At 53.7% G+C, this 14260-nt stretch carries 15 protein-coding genes; 8 read left to right on the top strand and 7 right to left on the bottom strand.

Features of this window, described 5'->3' with window-relative positions; all coding sequences use genetic code 11:
• Window positions 1-81 precede the first annotated feature (81 nt).
• The 3 genes from AB9F29_RS03145 to AB9F29_RS03135 all read left to right on the top strand — a co-directional run bounded on the left by AB9F29_RS03145 (window position 82) and on the right by AB9F29_RS03135 (window position 2349).
• Window positions 82-543, top strand: a complete 462-nt coding sequence (locus tag AB9F29_RS03145; protein ID WP_335585492.1) for a (2Fe-2S)-binding protein — start codon at window positions 82-84, stop codon at window positions 541-543.
• A gap of 176 nt (window positions 544-719) precedes the next feature.
• Entirely contained in the window at window positions 720-1505 is a 786-nt protein-coding gene (locus tag AB9F29_RS03140) for a xanthine dehydrogenase family protein subunit M (protein WP_335585491.1), read from the top strand.
• 289 nt (window positions 1506-1794) lie between these two features.
• A complete protein-coding gene (locus tag AB9F29_RS03135) occupies window positions 1795-2349 on the top strand; it encodes an outer membrane beta-barrel protein (RefSeq protein ID WP_369754552.1) in 555 nt (184 codons plus the stop codon).
• Window positions 2350-2493: 144 nt separating this feature from the next.
• Here the strand turns inward: AB9F29_RS03135 and infC are convergent, their stop codons facing one another.
• Window positions 2494-3039 (bottom strand): translation initiation factor IF-3, encoded by a 546-nt coding sequence (gene infC, locus AB9F29_RS03130; protein ID WP_082802370.1) that lies wholly within the window; start codon window positions 3037-3039, stop codon window positions 2494-2496.
• 190 nt (window positions 3040-3229) lie between these two features.
• Between infC and AB9F29_RS03125 the strand changes: the two genes are divergently transcribed.
• On the top strand, window positions 3230-3835 hold the full coding sequence (locus AB9F29_RS03125; protein ID WP_369754551.1) for a hypothetical protein: 606 nt from the start codon (window positions 3230-3232) through the stop codon (window positions 3833-3835).
• A gap of 94 nt (window positions 3836-3929) precedes the next feature.
• Here the strand turns inward: AB9F29_RS03125 and AB9F29_RS03120 are convergent, their stop codons facing one another.
• The 5 genes from AB9F29_RS03120 to AB9F29_RS03100 all read right to left on the bottom strand — a co-directional run bounded on the left by AB9F29_RS03120 (window position 3930) and on the right by AB9F29_RS03100 (window position 7973).
• Entirely contained in the window at window positions 3930-4748 is an 819-nt protein-coding gene (locus AB9F29_RS03120; RefSeq protein ID WP_039000481.1) for a ferredoxin--NADP(+) reductase, read from the bottom strand.
• 65 nt (window positions 4749-4813) lie between these two features.
• Entirely contained in the window at window positions 4814-5233 is a 420-nt protein-coding gene (locus AB9F29_RS03115) for a DUF934 domain-containing protein (protein ID WP_335585487.1), read from the bottom strand.
• A complete protein-coding gene (locus tag AB9F29_RS03110) occupies window positions 5230-6012 on the bottom strand; it encodes a phosphoadenylyl-sulfate reductase (RefSeq protein ID WP_335585486.1) in 783 nt (260 codons plus the stop codon). The genes AB9F29_RS03115 and AB9F29_RS03110 overlap by 4 nt, the downstream gene beginning before the upstream one ends.
• Window positions 6002-7672 (bottom strand): nitrite/sulfite reductase, encoded by a 1671-nt coding sequence (locus tag AB9F29_RS03105; RefSeq protein WP_369754550.1) that lies wholly within the window; start codon window positions 7670-7672, stop codon window positions 6002-6004. Before AB9F29_RS03105 ends, AB9F29_RS03110 begins: the two co-directional genes overlap by 11 nt.
• Entirely contained in the window at window positions 7665-7973 is a 309-nt protein-coding gene (locus tag AB9F29_RS03100) for a DUF2849 domain-containing protein (protein WP_369754549.1), read from the bottom strand. Before AB9F29_RS03100 ends, AB9F29_RS03105 begins: the two co-directional genes overlap by 8 nt.
• Window positions 7974-8178: 205 nt before the next feature.
• Between AB9F29_RS03100 and AB9F29_RS03095 the strand changes: the two genes are divergently transcribed.
• A complete protein-coding gene (locus AB9F29_RS03095; protein ID WP_335585483.1) occupies window positions 8179-8640 on the top strand; it encodes an Lrp/AsnC family transcriptional regulator in 462 nt (153 codons plus the stop codon).
• A gap of 66 nt (window positions 8641-8706) precedes the next feature.
• On the opposite strand, the gene AB9F29_RS03090 is transcribed toward AB9F29_RS03095, so the two are convergent.
• Entirely contained in the window at window positions 8707-9888 is a 1182-nt protein-coding gene (locus AB9F29_RS03090; RefSeq protein WP_335585482.1) for a cytochrome P450, read from the bottom strand.
• An 89-nt stretch (window positions 9889-9977) separates the two neighbouring features.
• Between AB9F29_RS03090 and AB9F29_RS03085 the strand changes: the two genes are divergently transcribed.
• The 3 genes from AB9F29_RS03085 to AB9F29_RS03075 all read left to right on the top strand — a co-directional run bounded on the left by AB9F29_RS03085 (window position 9978) and on the right by AB9F29_RS03075 (window position 14207).
• Window positions 9978-11744, top strand: a complete 1767-nt coding sequence (locus AB9F29_RS03085; protein ID WP_369754548.1) for an ATP-binding protein — start codon at window positions 9978-9980, stop codon at window positions 11742-11744.
• A gap of 4 nt (window positions 11745-11748) precedes the next feature.
• Entirely contained in the window at window positions 11749-12972 is a 1224-nt protein-coding gene (locus AB9F29_RS03080; RefSeq protein ID WP_369754547.1) for a sigma-54-dependent transcriptional regulator, read from the top strand.
• A 233-nt stretch (window positions 12973-13205) separates the two neighbouring features.
• The gene (locus AB9F29_RS03075; RefSeq protein WP_039000473.1) at window positions 13206-14207 is read left to right on the top strand and encodes a DctP family TRAP transporter solute-binding subunit; all 1002 of its coding nucleotides are present in this window, start codon (window positions 13206-13208) and stop codon (window positions 14205-14207) included.
• Window positions 14208-14260 lie beyond the last annotated feature (53 nt).

The following is a 14260-nucleotide window of genomic DNA, read 5'->3' as shown; positions in this document are numbered from 1 at the left end:
GTGTTTACCCGCATGTTTGTGTTTTCAGCACGGAGGGAGCATGATTAACCTAGATAAAATATGAAACGGAGGAATGAACCCATGGTGAAAGTCAGCATGTCGGTGAACGGCAAGCCAGCGGAAGCAGAGGTCGAGGGACGCTTGTTGTTGTCGCATTATTTGCGCGACAATTTGGGCCTTACGGGGACACATATTGGATGTGACACCAGCCAATGCGGCACGTGTGTCGTGCATGTCGATGGTAAGGTCGTGAAGTCCTGCACGATGTTCGCCGCCGAAGCCGAAGGCAAAGAGGTTACCACGATTGAAGGGATGGCCAACCCCGATGGCAGCTTGAGCAAAATTCAAGCAGCCTTCCAAACACACCATGGCCTTCAATGCGGATTTTGCACTCCGGGCATGGTGATGTCGACCGCAGCCCTCCTTAAACGAAATCCAGATCCAAGCGAGACAGAAATTCGCGACTATTTGGAGGGAAATATTTGCCGCTGCACCGGTTACCATAATATTGTGAAAGCGATTCAGGCGGCAGCAGCCAGCTAGTTCCGAAGCCTTTAGGTGTAAAGGGCGACGGGGGCGAGGGCAATTGGATCGCTGCTTTGCAACAGAGCGCTAAGAATGTAACCTAAATGGGTATGACACTGTCGCCTTGGCGCGTTTTGGGCCGCACTGCAGGCCACGCCTGTCGCACAACAGTAGGACGGGAATAGGAGAGAACGATGTATGCATTTGAAATCGAGCGGCCAACCACGGTCGCACAGGCCGTAGAAGCGCTCAAAAACGAGGTTGCACAGGCGCTGGGCGGTGGTCAAACTCTGATCCCGACCCTCAAACAGCGTCTCGCTGCGCCGGAAGTCCTCGTGAGCCTTTCGGGAATTGCCGAAATGCAGGGGATATCGGTTTCCGAAGGTACGATTTTAATCGGCGGTGGGGTTACCCATGACGATGTTGCCATCGGCGCAATGGCCTATCCAACGCTCGCGGCTCTCGCGGGGGGGATCGGCGATCCAGCTGTGCGCAATCGCGGTACCCTTGGCGGCAGCCTCGCCAACAACGACCCTTCCGCCTGTTACCCCGCTGCGGCGTTGGCATCGGGCGCGACGATCACGACGAATGCGCGCGAAATTCAGGCGGATGACTATTTTCAAGGGATGTTTGAGACCGCCTTGGATGACGGCGAAATCGTTGTTGCCGTGAGCTTTCCAATCCCAGAAGGGGCGAGCTATCAAAAATTCGTGCAACCAGCCTCGCGCTTTGCGCTGGTCGGTGTCTTTGTCGCGAAATATGCCGACGGGGTGCGCGTCGCGGTAACCGGCGCGGCCGAGGAGGGCGTTTTTCGGTGGCGCGAAGCAGAAGCGGCCCTGTCGGCCGATTTCTCGGCAGCAGCTTTAGAAGGGCTTTCCCACCCAGCAGAGGGGATGATCGGCGACATGCATGGCAGCGCAGAATACCGCGCCCATTTGATCAAGGTTTTAGCAAGCCGCGCAGTGGTAGACATGGCGTAACTTCGCCGCGATGAGAATAGAACGCGCCCTGAGGGAAACCTCGGGGCGTTTTTTTTGATATCTTCCATTTTATCAATAGCCTTCGAGGGAATGATCACAGCGGGGAGAGGCAGGTTTTGCATGGGAATATCGGCGGATTTTAGCCCCATTTCAAGGATATGCGCCAGATATTGCCGATTTTTGAACACAGAAACTTTACCTCGTCTTGTAAAGAAACACTCAAGCCTTATTTCGGTAGCAGAGGCAAAACCGCCTTCAATGAACAGATTGTTATTAGGAGAAGTCCACAATGCGTATCGCAGTTATTTCAGCTCTTTGCATCGCAAGTGTAACCGCCACCCAAGCCGCAGCCCAAGATTGGTCTGCTGAAGTTTACGGAGGGGGAACCTTCGAGGGCGACCTCGCAGTTGGAGGCGCAGATGAAAAAGTCGACTCCGGCACGACATATGGTGGTGGCCTTTATTACTCAGGTCTCGGCGGGATGGATGCCCTCGAATTGGGTTTCGATTTGAGCCGCACCAACGCGGATTATAAAACGTCCGGTGAAGATCTCCAATCAACCGCCGCTATGGCTATAGCGCGCTATAGCTTCGTCAACAGTGGCCCGCTCAAAGCTTATGGCGCTCTTGGTCTCGGTTGGGTTGAAACCGCCTCCGCAGGCGACGAGGACTCCGGTCTTGGTGGTCGTGCGGCGCTGGGCATCAGCTATGACGTGAGCGAAACGATCGGCGTATTCGGCGAAGTTCGGCACACGCGTGCCTTTGACAGCTCCACACTGAATGGTGTGTCGGGTATCGAAAATCGCAACAACGCTGTTGTTGTAGGTCTTAGCACCCAGTTCTAACGCCATTCGTGCACGTCTTCCCAGATGTAAGCACATTTTGACGTTAGGAGAAGGCCCTCGAATTTCGGGGGCCTTTTTCTTTGCCTACTGATTCCAACAAAAAGGCCCCCGAAAACGGAGGCCCTTTGGTGAATTTTTGGTGACTTACTTCGGGAGGGGGCCGATCATCATGATCATTTGGCGGCCTTCCATTTTTGGCATGCTCTCGACTTTACCTTGTTCTTTGGTATCATCTGCAACACGTTCCAAAAGCTGACGCCCCAAGTTTTGGTGCGCCATTTCGCGCCCCCGGAACCGTAGGCTGATTTTTACTTTGTCGCCGTTTTCCAAGAATTTGTAAACGTTACGCATCTTGACATTATAGTCATTAATATCCGTGTTCGGACGGAACTTAACCTCTTTAATCTCAATGATTTTTTGCTTTTTGCGCGCTTCGTTCTCGCGCTTTTGCGTCTCGTATTTGAACTTGCCAAAATCCATGATCTTGCAAACCGGAGGGATCGCGTTTGGCGAGATTTCCACCAGATCTAGGCCGGCTTCTTCGGCCATGACCATGGCACGTGCAGGCGTAACAACGCCGCCGTTCTCACCATCAGCGCCAATAAGACGGATTTCTGTTGCGCGGATTTTATCGTTGATACGAGGGCCCGTGTCGCGTTGCGGCGGGGCGTTATGTGGCTTGCGAGCTATGGCTTTGATCCTTTGATCGTTGTGGTTACTTTGCGGAACTTAATATCGTGCGCGGCTTCTTACAACCCAGTAAACGCGCGGAATGGGCGATCTGATGCCGGATTCGTCGAATGAATCGTTCATTGCTGTTGCACCGACCCCAATTGATGCTAAATGCACAGCTATATGCCGCATCTAAAGGATTATAGAGATGAACAAAACTTGGATTATTGCCGCACTTATCATCGCCGCCGGATTGGGTGGATATACTTATTATTCCAACCAAGAAGCTGCGAAAGAAGCCGCTGAGCAAGCTGCTGAAGCTGCAAAAGAAGCTTCGGAAGAAGCTGCTGAAGCTGCAAAGAAAGCTACAGAAGAAGCCGCTGAGGCCGCAAAAGTGGCCGCAGATGCCGCTCAAAAGGCGACAGAAGAAGCTGCTGAAGCAGTAGAAAAAGCGGCTGAAGAAGCTGCTGAAACCGCAACGGATGCGGTGGATGATGCTGTGGAAGCCGTAACGGACGCTGCAAGTGATACAACGGATGCCGCAACGGATGCTGCTACAGACGCAACAGATACCGCAACGGATGCGACAGACGAAGTTGAAGCTGCTGCTGACGACGCTGCCACTGATATGGCTGATGCTGACCCATTGTCGGCTGAAGGCTTCGACCTCGACAAAGTCAATGCGATGATCGACGGATCAAGCCTTGATGTGGTTCAAAAAACCACGTTGAAAACAACGGTGAAAGCCGCCAGTAACAACCCTGATCTTTTGAAAGCTACACTTGCTCAAGTGAAGTCTGCTTTGGGACTTTGATCGCAATCTGCCGCGCTTAACTGCGCGGCAATCGCATAAAAAAAGCGCCGTGAGAGTGATCTCGCGGCGCTTTTTTTATTTTTATTTTGGGGTGTTAGCCAACAAAGGCTTTTTCCACCACAAACTCTTTAGGTTCGGAATTGGCCCCTTCGCGCAAACCTGCCGCTTCCAGAATTTCGGTGATATCCTTGTTGAGGCCCATTGAGCCACAGACCATCGCACGGTCGGTTGCCGGATCAAGGGGGGGGATGCCCAAGCGCTCAAAGATTTCGCCAGATTTCAAATGATCGGTAACGCGGCCCATCACGGGGCTCTCTTCGCGGGTCGTGGTGGGGTAGTATTTCAACTTGCCCTCGATCATTTCGCCAATCAACGGGTCCGCCTCAAGGCTCTCGACCAACTGACGACCATACTCAAGCTCGGCGACCTCGCGGCACGTATGCGTTAGGATGATCTCGTCGAATTTCTCATAGGTCTCGGGGTCGCGGATCAAACTCGCGAAGGGGGCAAAGCCGGTTCCCGTCGCAAAGAAATACACACGTTTGCCTGGCAGAAGCGCGTCATGCACGAGGGTGCCGACTGGCTTGGGACGCAAAATAAGTTCGTCGCCGACCTTAATGTGCTGCAATTTGCTCGTGAGTGGGCCGTCCTGAACCTTGATGGAATAGAACTCCAACTCCTCGTCCCAGCTTGGGGAGGCAATGGAATAGGCGCGCAAAAGCGGCTTGCCGTTGTCGCCCATCAGGCCAATCATCACAAACTCACCGGAGCGAAAACGAAACGACGCGGGACGTGTAACGCGGAAGGAAAAAAGGCTATCCGTCCAATGTGTTACGGCAGTAACGGTCTGCGCATTGGGGAGCGCTTTTACGGGTTTAACGGGGGTATCAGTCACGGTTACCTGTTCATTCATATCTGTATCGCAAAGCGGCGCTTTGCCCTCTGTGTCTGGTCTATAAGGGATTTTGTGCGGCGTTTCTAGGCGCGTAGCCGCGACTGATAGTCATGGTCTTGCCATTTCACGCGAAACGCCCACTCCTCGGCGGGTTGACGGGCCGCGAGGGCGTCAGAAATTTCCACTTCGTCAAAACCTGAGCGGCGGGCCATAGCGTATTGATCCGAGATCACATGCCCCTTGGCGCGTAGGCGGCCCACAAATCCCATCAAGCGCAAACGGCGCGCGATGGTGAAGCCGCGCCCATCGGCGGAGGAGGGAAAATCCACGCGGATCATGTCGATATCCGACAAATGACCCTCGAGGCTAGCAGGGTCGCAATCGCTCGGAAGGTCAACGGCGACATTGATAGCGCCTTTGGCAACGGGAAGGTCTTCGAGCGTGAGAAAGGCATCGACCCAATCGTCGGTTCCAAAGCCACTGTCGTTAATCAGTACTGTCATTGTCCGGCTCCTTGGGTCGCTGAGACCGAGGTTTGTTCCACAGGTAGGGGGCCGCGCACCATTTTGCCATCGACAAAGTGGATGCCGCATTCGACCTTTTCTTGGCCGCGCCAACGGCCCGATCTAGGATCTTCGCCTTCGGCGACGGGGCTTGTGCAGGGCGCACAACCAATCGAGGGGTAGCCTTTGGCCACTAAGGGATGGCGCGGCAGGCGGTTGTTTTCCATATAGGCCCGCAAATCTTCAGGCGCCCAATAAGCGAGAGGGTTAACTTTGATACGCGTGTCATCTTCGTTTTCAAAGAAATCCAGAGCGACACGGCTCCCCGCTTGAAAGCGTTTGCGCCCTGTAATCCACGCGTCAAATCCGCCCAATGCCTTTTGCAAGGGCTCCGTTTTGCGCAGGGAACAGCATGCGTCCGTATCGCGCTGATTAAGTGTGCCGTCGGGATCGATCTCGGCGATATCGGCGTCACTCGCACGGATGACTTGCACATTGGTCAGACGCAAACGCTCGGACAACTCCATTTGATACTCAAGCGTTTCCGTAAAGAGCATTTCTGTGTCGATAAAGACGATCGGCGTGCTGCGATCCATGATCGAAATCATGTGCAACAGCACCACAGATTCTGCCCCGAAGGATGAAACCAAGCCAATACGTCCGACTTGCGGGTCGCTCAACGCACGTTCAAGGACCGCCGTTGCGCCGTGATGGGCATAGCGCGTGTTGAGTTGCGCAACCCGCTCTACGACCGAAAGGTTCAGTGGATCATGCAGCATTACGCTTCGCAGCCTCCGGATAAAGCACTTCTTTGAACGGCGCCATGCCCAAGCGGCGGAAAGTCGCGAGGAATGTTTCATCGTGGTTTAGGCGCAAATCAAGATAACCCATAATGAGACGTTCAATCGCTGGGACAATCTCGTCATAGGCAAATCCAGGTCCTGCGCGTTCGCCGATCACGGTTGTTTCTGTACCGTCGCCGCCAAGGGTAATCTGGTAGTTTTCGACGCCCGCGCGATCCAGACCAAGGATGCCGATGTGGCCCACGTGGTGGTGACCACAGGCATTGATGCAGCCCGAGATTTTGATTTTGAGCGCGCCGATTTCATGCTCCAACTTCAACTCGTCAAACCGTGTGGCAATTTTCTGCGCCACAGGAATAGAGCGTGCCGTTGCAAGCGCGCAATAATCCATGCCGGGGCAAGCGATGATGTCGGAAATCAACCCGATGTTGGCCGTCGCCAAGCCAACCTTGCGCAATTCGGCGTGAATTACCGGCAGGTGACGTTTGTGAACATGCGGAAGGATCACGTTTTGCTCATGGCTGATGCGCAATTCATCGTGCGCAAAGTCGCGTGCAAGCTGTGCCAAAATCCGCATTTGCGCGCTGGTTGCATCACCGGGGGTTTCGCCATGCGCCTTGAGCGAAATGGTCGCGATAGCATAACCGGAATGTTTGTGTGGCGACAAGTTGGTGTCGGCCCACGCGCGAAACAATGGATCGGCGTTGTAAGCAGCATCATAGGCGTCGTCCGGCGCGTCTGAATAGATCGGGGGGGCAAAATACGTCGCGATTTCAGTAAGCAAAGCTTGATCGCCACCCGCAAAGGTTGGGCGCAATTCGGCGAAACGCTCTTCTACGAGGGCACGAATGGTATCGAGGCCATTTTCGTGGACCGTGATTTTTAGGCGAGCTTTGTATTTATTATCCCGACGTCCCAAGAGGTTATAAACGGAAAGGACAGCCTCAACATAGGGCAACAAAACCTCGCGCGGCAAGAAGTCGTTAAGGACCTTACCCACCATTGGCGTGCGGCCAAGGCCACCCCCTATGAGGATTTGATAGCCTGTTTCTCCAGCGTCATTTTCAACGATATTGACCGCCAAATCGTGAGATTTCAGAACCGCGCGATCCGCTTTGCTTGCGCCAACTGCGATCTTGAACTTGCGGCCCAAGAATTGAAACTCGGGGTGGTCGGTGGACCATTGACGCAAAAGCTCGGCGACGGGACGTGGGTCTTCGATTTCGTCAACAGCAGCCCCCGCAAACGGGTCGCTGGTGACGTTGCGAATGGTGTTGCCGGAGGTCTGGTTCGCGTGCATTTGCACATCGGCCAGCGCGTCGAGCATATCTGGCACGTCCGACAGTTTGGGCCAGTTGTATTGGATGTTCTGACGCGTGGTAAAGTGGCCATAGCCTTTGTCCCACGTGTCGGCAATATAAGCGAGCTGGTCCATTTGCGTGGAGGAAAGCGAGCCGTAGGGGATGGCCACGCGCAGCATATAGGCGTGAAGCTGGAGATAGAGACCGTTCATCAAACGTAGGGGTTTGAATTCGTCCTCTGTGAGGCTGCCCGAAATGCGACGTTCAACTTGTTTGCGGAATTGTGCGGTGCGTGCGCGCAGGAAAGCTTCGTCAAAATCGTTGTACTTATACATTTGGGAGCTCCGCCTGTTTTCCGTGGTTGTAGTTTGAGGGGCCAGCTGCGCGAAATTCTTCGCGGAAGTGGACAGGGACGGGGCCCGCATCGCTTGCGACAGCATCCGCAAGGTAGGCCCCGACAATCTGACCTACTTGAGCTTCGGCCAATTGAAGGCGCACCGCAGCGCGCACTTCGTCGGTAATAAGTTCGGCATCTGCATGCCGGTGCACCCATTTGCCATCGGCGCTGAGATAGACCACATCCCCAGAGATGAGTTCATTGGCGGTGACAACTTTTGGCGTAAAAGCACGGGCCATTACAGAAGCTCCTTTGGTTCGGGGACGCGAGGTTTTATGGCCTCAAACTCAAACGAATTTTGAGATTGCGTCTAAATACGTTGATACTGACCTCTAATATAGGATATTTTCCCTAATTATTGCTATGCCCTCTTGCTAATAAGGAAGAATGTTCCGATTGTCGCGCGCAGAAGAACATGAGTTCTGGAATTAGGAAGGAATTGGGATGGCTGTCCGTTTGGATGATGTAGATCGGAAAATCCTGAGTGAGCTGCAGCGCGATGCTGCGCAGTCTTTGGATGATATCGCGACGAAAGTGGGTAGTTCCAAGACACCGGTTTGGAATCGTATCAAGAAAATGAGGGAGGCCAAAATCATCGGCCAGCAAACGGTGGTTCTTGATGCGGAGGCGCTTGGGTTTGAAGCCTGCTTCTTTGTTCTAATCCGCACGTCAGAGCATGAAGGGGAGTGGCAGCAGGCCTTCCTGAAGGCGCTGCTTGAACGTCCCGAAGTGCAAGAAGCGCATCGCCTCGCGGGCGAGATCGATTATATTCTAAAAGTGCGGGTCAAGAATGCGCGGGCTTATGATGTGTTTTACCAAGCCCTGATTTCGGAAGTGCGCATTTACAATGTGACGGCGCTGCTTTCGATGGAAGAGATCAAATCGACAACGATGTTGCCGCTTTAGGGTTTTGCCGAAGAGCCGCCGAGAAAGGCATCGAGCCTTCCTCGGCGGCGGTGCTCATTGCAGGCGTCAGCGCGTTAACATGAGGCGGTCCAAACCGCGGAAATGGTAGATCGGCGCGTATTTCGGCTTTTGGGCGAGTGCCAAATTCGGCATGCGTTCAAACAAAATCGGGAGCGACGTTTGCAGCTCCAACCGGCCAAGGGGTGCGCCGATGCAGAAATGCGCGCCAGCCCCGAAACTTGCGTTAACTTGTTTGAAGCGTTGTGGCTGGAATTGGTCTGCGGCCTCCCATCTTTGCGGGTCGCGGTTTGCCGCGGCGAGCAGGCAGGCGATGCGATCCCCGCGCGAAAACCTATGCGGGCCAATGTCGACATCTTCATAAACATATCGCGTAAACATATGCAGGGGCGGGTCATAACGGAGCATTTCTTCGACGGTTTTTTCGATCGTATCTGACGTCACCACCTCTGCCGAAAAATCGTTCTGTAGCATGGCTTTGAGGCCGTTACCTAACGTATGAACCGTTGCCTCATGCCCCGCGTTTAGCAATAAAACACAGGTCGCAATTAGCTCGTCGGTTGACAGTTTTTCGCCGTCTTCTTCTGCGGCAATCAGGTGGGTAATCAAATCGTCTTGGGGTTTGTCACGCCGAAAAGCGATATAGTCGCGCAAGAAGTCAGAAAACGCGCGGCCTGCAGTTGCCGCCGCAATTTCGTCTTCCGTGGTACGCCCCGCTTTATACATGCCAACAATCGCGTGGGACCAAGCGAGGAGGTCAGGTGCGCGCTCTTCTGGCACGCCTAAAAATCGCGCGATAACGATGACGGGAAGGGGTTCGGCAAAATGCTTGATGAGGTCAAATTCCCCCTCAGGCAAGCGGTCGATTAACTCATGTGCAAGCTGAGCGATTTCTGGCCCCAAAGAGGCAATGCGGCGACTGGTGAAGGCGCGTAAAACGAGGCCGCGCAAGCGGGTGTGACGCGGCGGCTCCAATTCCAACATCGAGTGGTTCTCGATAGCCCAAAATCCAGCCTGATGGGCAGGGGGGGCAACAGCCATTTCGGCTGGAACTTCGCGGCCCATACGACGGTCGCGCAGGATCGCATTTACTGCAGCATAGGAAACAGCACAGGGCATGTCATAGTCGGTCCAATGAAACATTGAGCCACATTCCCGCGCGCGTTCGTAAAATGGATAGGGGTCTTGAACAAATGCGGGGTCTGTTGGCGATTGGGAAAGTGTTTTCATGGAAGCCTCGTGAAGTTGAAAACCCAACCTTTCAAATGCGGGTGGTCAAGGCAAGGGCGGATGCCTATCCTGTGGCAAAAGGGGAGCCTATGCCACGTCGTTTTGGTGCAATTATCGCGTATTTATGTGCCGTTACCGGATTTTCGGCGCTGGTTTGGTGGTTTGCTTTTACGGCGGCCCTTACGCCGCTGGCGGAACGTGGACACGCGGACCTTTCGCTTGCTTCGGATCGGTTGGTGGGGGAGTTGCAAAGGTTTCAGCAAGTTGGGGTTTTGCTCGCAGATCATCCGTCGCTTTTGAGTCTTGCAAAGGGCGGAGTTGATCCGGACACTTTTTCAGTTTTGCTCGAAGCTGCGGACAAAACAGGCCCGCTTGAGATATTTTTGGTGGGGGCTAATGGCGAGGTTTTGGCAAGCTCTGAAGGGGTAAAGACCAACGAGAGAAACCAAAACTCAAAGGCATATTTTCAGCGTGCGATGGATGGTGCCTTGGGGGCATCCCATTTTTTAATCGAGGATATAGGCGCGCGAATTTTCTATTTTTCTGCGCCGCTGCTCGCGGGAGGTGCCCCCTTTGGCGCGGTGGTTGTCAAAGTCGATATCGAGGCCGTTGAGGAGAGTGATTGGCGAGGGGATCCGCAGGCGATCTTCTTCACGGATGAGGCGGGTGTGGTCTTTGTTTCAAACCGTTCAGAACTGCTGTTTCGGGAACGCAACGCATTGATCCCCTTAGAGAACCCGCATCCGTTCCTTGAACATTCTACGCAGATTATTTCTGGCCATGAGATTTGGCGCACAAATGGGTGGCCGTATATCCCTGCGCGGGCTTTGCATTTGACGCAACCCGTACCGGTGATCGGGATGACGGGCGAAGTGTTGATTTCCACAGCGCCCGCAGAACGAAATGCATGGCTTCAAGCACTTGTGGCGGCAGCGCTTTGTGTGACGTTTGGCGCGTTTCTGTATCTGGCCTCTGAGCGCAGGCGAGGGTTGGCGGACCTTTTGGCAGTCGAAGCAGAAGCCAAAGCCGAGCTAGAGGGGCGGGTCCAATTACGCACCCAAGAACTCTCAAATGCGAACACGGATTTACGCCGTGAAATTACCGAACGCGAGGAGGCAGAATCCGCCTTGAAACAGGCGCAAGCCGATCTCGTTCAGGCTAGCAAACTCACCGCCCTTGGGGAAATGTCGGCAGGGATTAGCCACGAATTAAACCAACCACTGATGGCCATTCGCTCGTTTGCAGAAAACGCCGAGGTATTTTTGGAGCGGGGGAATACCGAAGTTGCAGGCCAAAACCTCGCGAGGATTAGTGAATTGTCGCGCCGCATGGGGCGCATAATCAAAAACCTACGCGCGTTTGCACGGCAAGAATATGAGCCGATTACCAATGTCGACATTTGTTCCGTTGTTGATGCGGTTTTGGAGATGAGTGAAGAGAGACTTTTGCGGGAGGGCATTGCTGTGGATTGGCAACGGCCCCAAACCAGCATTTGGGCGCGCGGTGGCGAGGTGCGTTTGCAGCAGGTTTTGACCAATCTTTTGGCCAATGCCGCGGATGCGATGGACGCGAGCGCGCTTAAGAAAGTATCCATTCGGATTGACGCACAACCTGAGACTTGCCGTATCCATCTGCGTGACTTTGGCCCCGGAATTGACGCCCCCGAGAAGATTTTCGACCCGTTTTATTCGACCAAGAAAATTGGGGCCGCCGAAGGCATGGGGCTTGGGTTAAGTATCTCATATGGCTTGATCCAAAGCTTTGGGGGGAATATCCGTGGGCGCAACCATCCAGAAGGCGGCGCGGAATTCATTGTGGAATTGGCGGCGGTTCATACCGGTGTGCAGGAGGAATAAGCGCGTGATTTCAAGGGTTTTGCTGGTAGATGACGATGCGCATGTGCGCGAAGCTTTGGGGCAAACACTCGCCTTGAACGATCTTGTACCGACACTTGCTGCAAGTTTTATCGAAGCAAAAGACCACATTTCAGCGGGCTTTCAGGGAGTTATACTAAGCGATATTCGAATGCCAGGAAAAGATGGGTTCCACCTTTTGGAATACACCCAGAATATTGATCCCGATTTGCCAGTTATCCTACTGACGGGCGAGGGCGATGTGCCGATGGCTGTGCGGGGTATTTCGGCGGGCGCGTTCGATTTTATTGAAAAACCCTGTGCGCCCCAAGACCTAGTGCTCGCTGTCCAAAAAGCATTACGCACGCGCAGTCTCGTACTTGAAAACCGTCGTCTAAAACAGCAGCTAGAAAAGGGGGATGCAGCGGAGCGGATGCTCTTTGGACAATCAAAGCCGGCGGATGAGTTGCGAAACCGCGTGCGCATCGTTGCGGCAACCAACGCGGATGTGTTGATCGCAGGTGTGACAGGTTCGGGCACGTCCAAAGTGGCAGAAGTGATCCACCTGTTATCCAACGTTGCGATGTCGACCTTTGATAAAATTGCAGCTTCGGAGTTGAGCGTCGATGCGCTGAAAGGCGCGTTGGCTCAAGCAAAAGACGGAAGCCTGTTTATTGACGGTATTGCATCCTTGCCGCCCGCAACGCAGTTCGCGCTTTTGCAGCATATGGAGCAGGGTACGGGGGCACGAATTTTGGCGGGCACGTACAAAGATCTGTCCGAGTATGTCGAACATGGACGGTTTAATGAGGAGCTGTTTTTTCGCCTCGATGTGATGCGCGTGCGTATTCCAAGCCTGCGCGAGCGCCCGGAGGACATCCCCGTGCTGTTTCGCAATTATGTGCTGTTGGCTTGCGAACAGGCTGCGCTGCCGGTCCCTGAAATCACTCCGGAGGTTATCGCACGCCTTATGGCGCAGGAATGGCCGGGGAATGCGCGCGCCTTGATGAATGCGGCAATGCGGTTTGCAATGGGGTTTGCCGAGGTCGAAGTTGCGGATGATCTGGGCCTTGCTGAGCAGTTGTCGCGTGTCGAGCGCTCGTTGTTGACCGAGGCGCTGCGCAAGTACAAAGGCAACGCCAGTGAAGTCGCACGGGTTTTGAAACTGCCTCGCAAGACATTATACGATAAGTTAACGCGTCACGGGATTCGTGCGGAAGTGTATCGATAAATCTGTGTGAAAAACCGCACAGTTCGGTTTTGACGGTGTGTGGAATTTCGCCAATTTGAGGAGCGCAATTAGAATAGATGATATTTTTGGAGATATAACGCATTGTTTTTTAATCACTCTTTCCTAAAGGGACCCGCGGAAATATTTTTCCTTGAACGTGCACTGTCTGCGCGTGTTTGGTGTGGCATGGTTCATTCGAGCCAACATAATCGGACTTTGGGAGGAGCCCCCGCATGAAATTTATTACTGCAACTGCCGCAATCGTGGCCGCATCTTTTACCGCTAACGCTGCCGCAGCGAGCTGTGAAGAAGGCGAAATCGTCATCAAATTCGCGCACGTAACCGCCGCCGTGAACCACCCGAAAGGGATCGCCGCTTCGTTGCTAGAAAGCCGCGTGAATGAAGAAATGAACGGCGTCGCCTGTATGGAAGTCTATCCGAATTCCACGCTGTATGATGACAACAAAGTTCTAGAAGCGATGCTGCAAGGCGATGTCCAACTGGCCGCGCCGAGCCTCTCAAAATTTGAGAAGTTCACCAAGCAATACCGCATTTTCGATCTACCCTTCATGTTCAAAAGCGTCGCCGCCGTTGACGAATTTCAATTCTCAGATGCGGGCCAAGCGATGAAGGACTCCATGCAAAACCGTGGCCTTCAAGGGCTTCAATTCTGGCACAATGGTATGAAGCAACTGTCCGCGAACAAACCGCTTATTTTGCCAACGGATGCGGAAGGCCTAAAATTCCGGGTGCAATCAAGCGACGTGCTTGTTGCGCAAATGGATGCCATCGGCGCTTCTCCACAGAAAATGGCTTTTGCAGAAGTTTACGGCGCGTTGCAACAGGGCGTTGTGGATGGTCAAGAAAACACTTGGACCAACATCTTCGGCAAGAAGTTTTTTGAAGTTCAGGACGGTATCACCGAAACCAACCACGGCATTCTCGACTATATGGTCGTAGCGTCTGTGGATTGGCTCGATAGTTTGGATGCTGACGTGCGGGACCAACTCCTTACAATCCTTGAGGAAGTGACCATCACACGGAATGCCGAAGCGACAATGTTGAACGAAGAAGCCAAAGCCAGCGTTATTGCTGCGGGGAGTGAAGTTCGCGAACTCACAGTTGAGCAACGTGCCATTTGGGTCGAAGCAATGAAGCCAGTTTGGGAGCAATTCTCAGGCGACGTTGGACAAGAAAATATCGACGCAGCACAGGCGATCAACGCAGGTCTATAAGAACTTCTGGCGCGGAGAGCCTCGGCTTTTCGCGCCCTTTTTCCATCTAAATT

Source organism: Falsihalocynthiibacter sp. S25ZX9 (assembly GCF_041205405.1).
Lineage (GTDB): Bacteria > Pseudomonadota > Alphaproteobacteria > Rhodobacterales > Rhodobacteraceae > Falsihalocynthiibacter > Falsihalocynthiibacter arcticus.
Note: the sequence above shows the minus strand (reverse complement) of the source record. Positions and strands in the feature narration are given on the sequence as shown.

Coding starts and splice junctions, on each gene's coding strand:
- AB9F29_RS03075 (WP_039000473.1), top strand. CDS start 13,206: ATGAAATTTATTACTGCAACTGCCGCAATCGTGGCCGCATCTTTTACC.
- AB9F29_RS03090 (WP_335585482.1), bottom strand. CDS start 9,888: ATGAAAACACTTTCCCAATCGCCAACAGACCCCGCATTTGTTCAAGAC.
- AB9F29_RS03085 (WP_369754548.1), top strand. CDS start 9,978: ATGCCACGTCGTTTTGGTGCAATTATCGCGTATTTATGTGCCGTTACC.
- AB9F29_RS03105 (WP_369754550.1), bottom strand. CDS start 7,672: ATGTATAAGTACAACGATTTTGACGAAGCTTTCCTGCGCGCACGCACC.
- AB9F29_RS03095 (WP_335585483.1), top strand. CDS start 8,179: ATGGCTGTCCGTTTGGATGATGTAGATCGGAAAATCCTGAGTGAGCTG.
- AB9F29_RS03125 (WP_369754551.1), top strand. CDS start 3,230: ATGAACAAAACTTGGATTATTGCCGCACTTATCATCGCCGCCGGATTG.
- AB9F29_RS03120 (WP_039000481.1), bottom strand. CDS start 4,748: ATGAATGAACAGGTAACCGTGACTGATACCCCCGTTAAACCCGTAAAA.
- AB9F29_RS03135 (WP_369754552.1), top strand. CDS start 1,795: ATGCGTATCGCAGTTATTTCAGCTCTTTGCATCGCAAGTGTAACCGCC.
- AB9F29_RS03140 (WP_335585491.1), top strand. CDS start 720: ATGTATGCATTTGAAATCGAGCGGCCAACCACGGTCGCACAGGCCGTA.
- AB9F29_RS03145 (WP_335585492.1), top strand. CDS start 82: ATGGTGAAAGTCAGCATGTCGGTGAACGGCAAGCCAGCGGAAGCAGAG.
- AB9F29_RS03100 (WP_369754549.1), bottom strand. CDS start 7,973: ATGGCCCGTGCTTTTACGCCAAAAGTTGTCACCGCCAATGAACTCATC.
- AB9F29_RS03110 (WP_335585486.1), bottom strand. CDS start 6,012: ATGCTGCATGATCCACTGAACCTTTCGGTCGTAGAGCGGGTTGCGCAA.
- AB9F29_RS03115 (WP_335585487.1), bottom strand. CDS start 5,233: ATGACAGTACTGATTAACGACAGTGGCTTTGGAACCGACGATTGGGTC.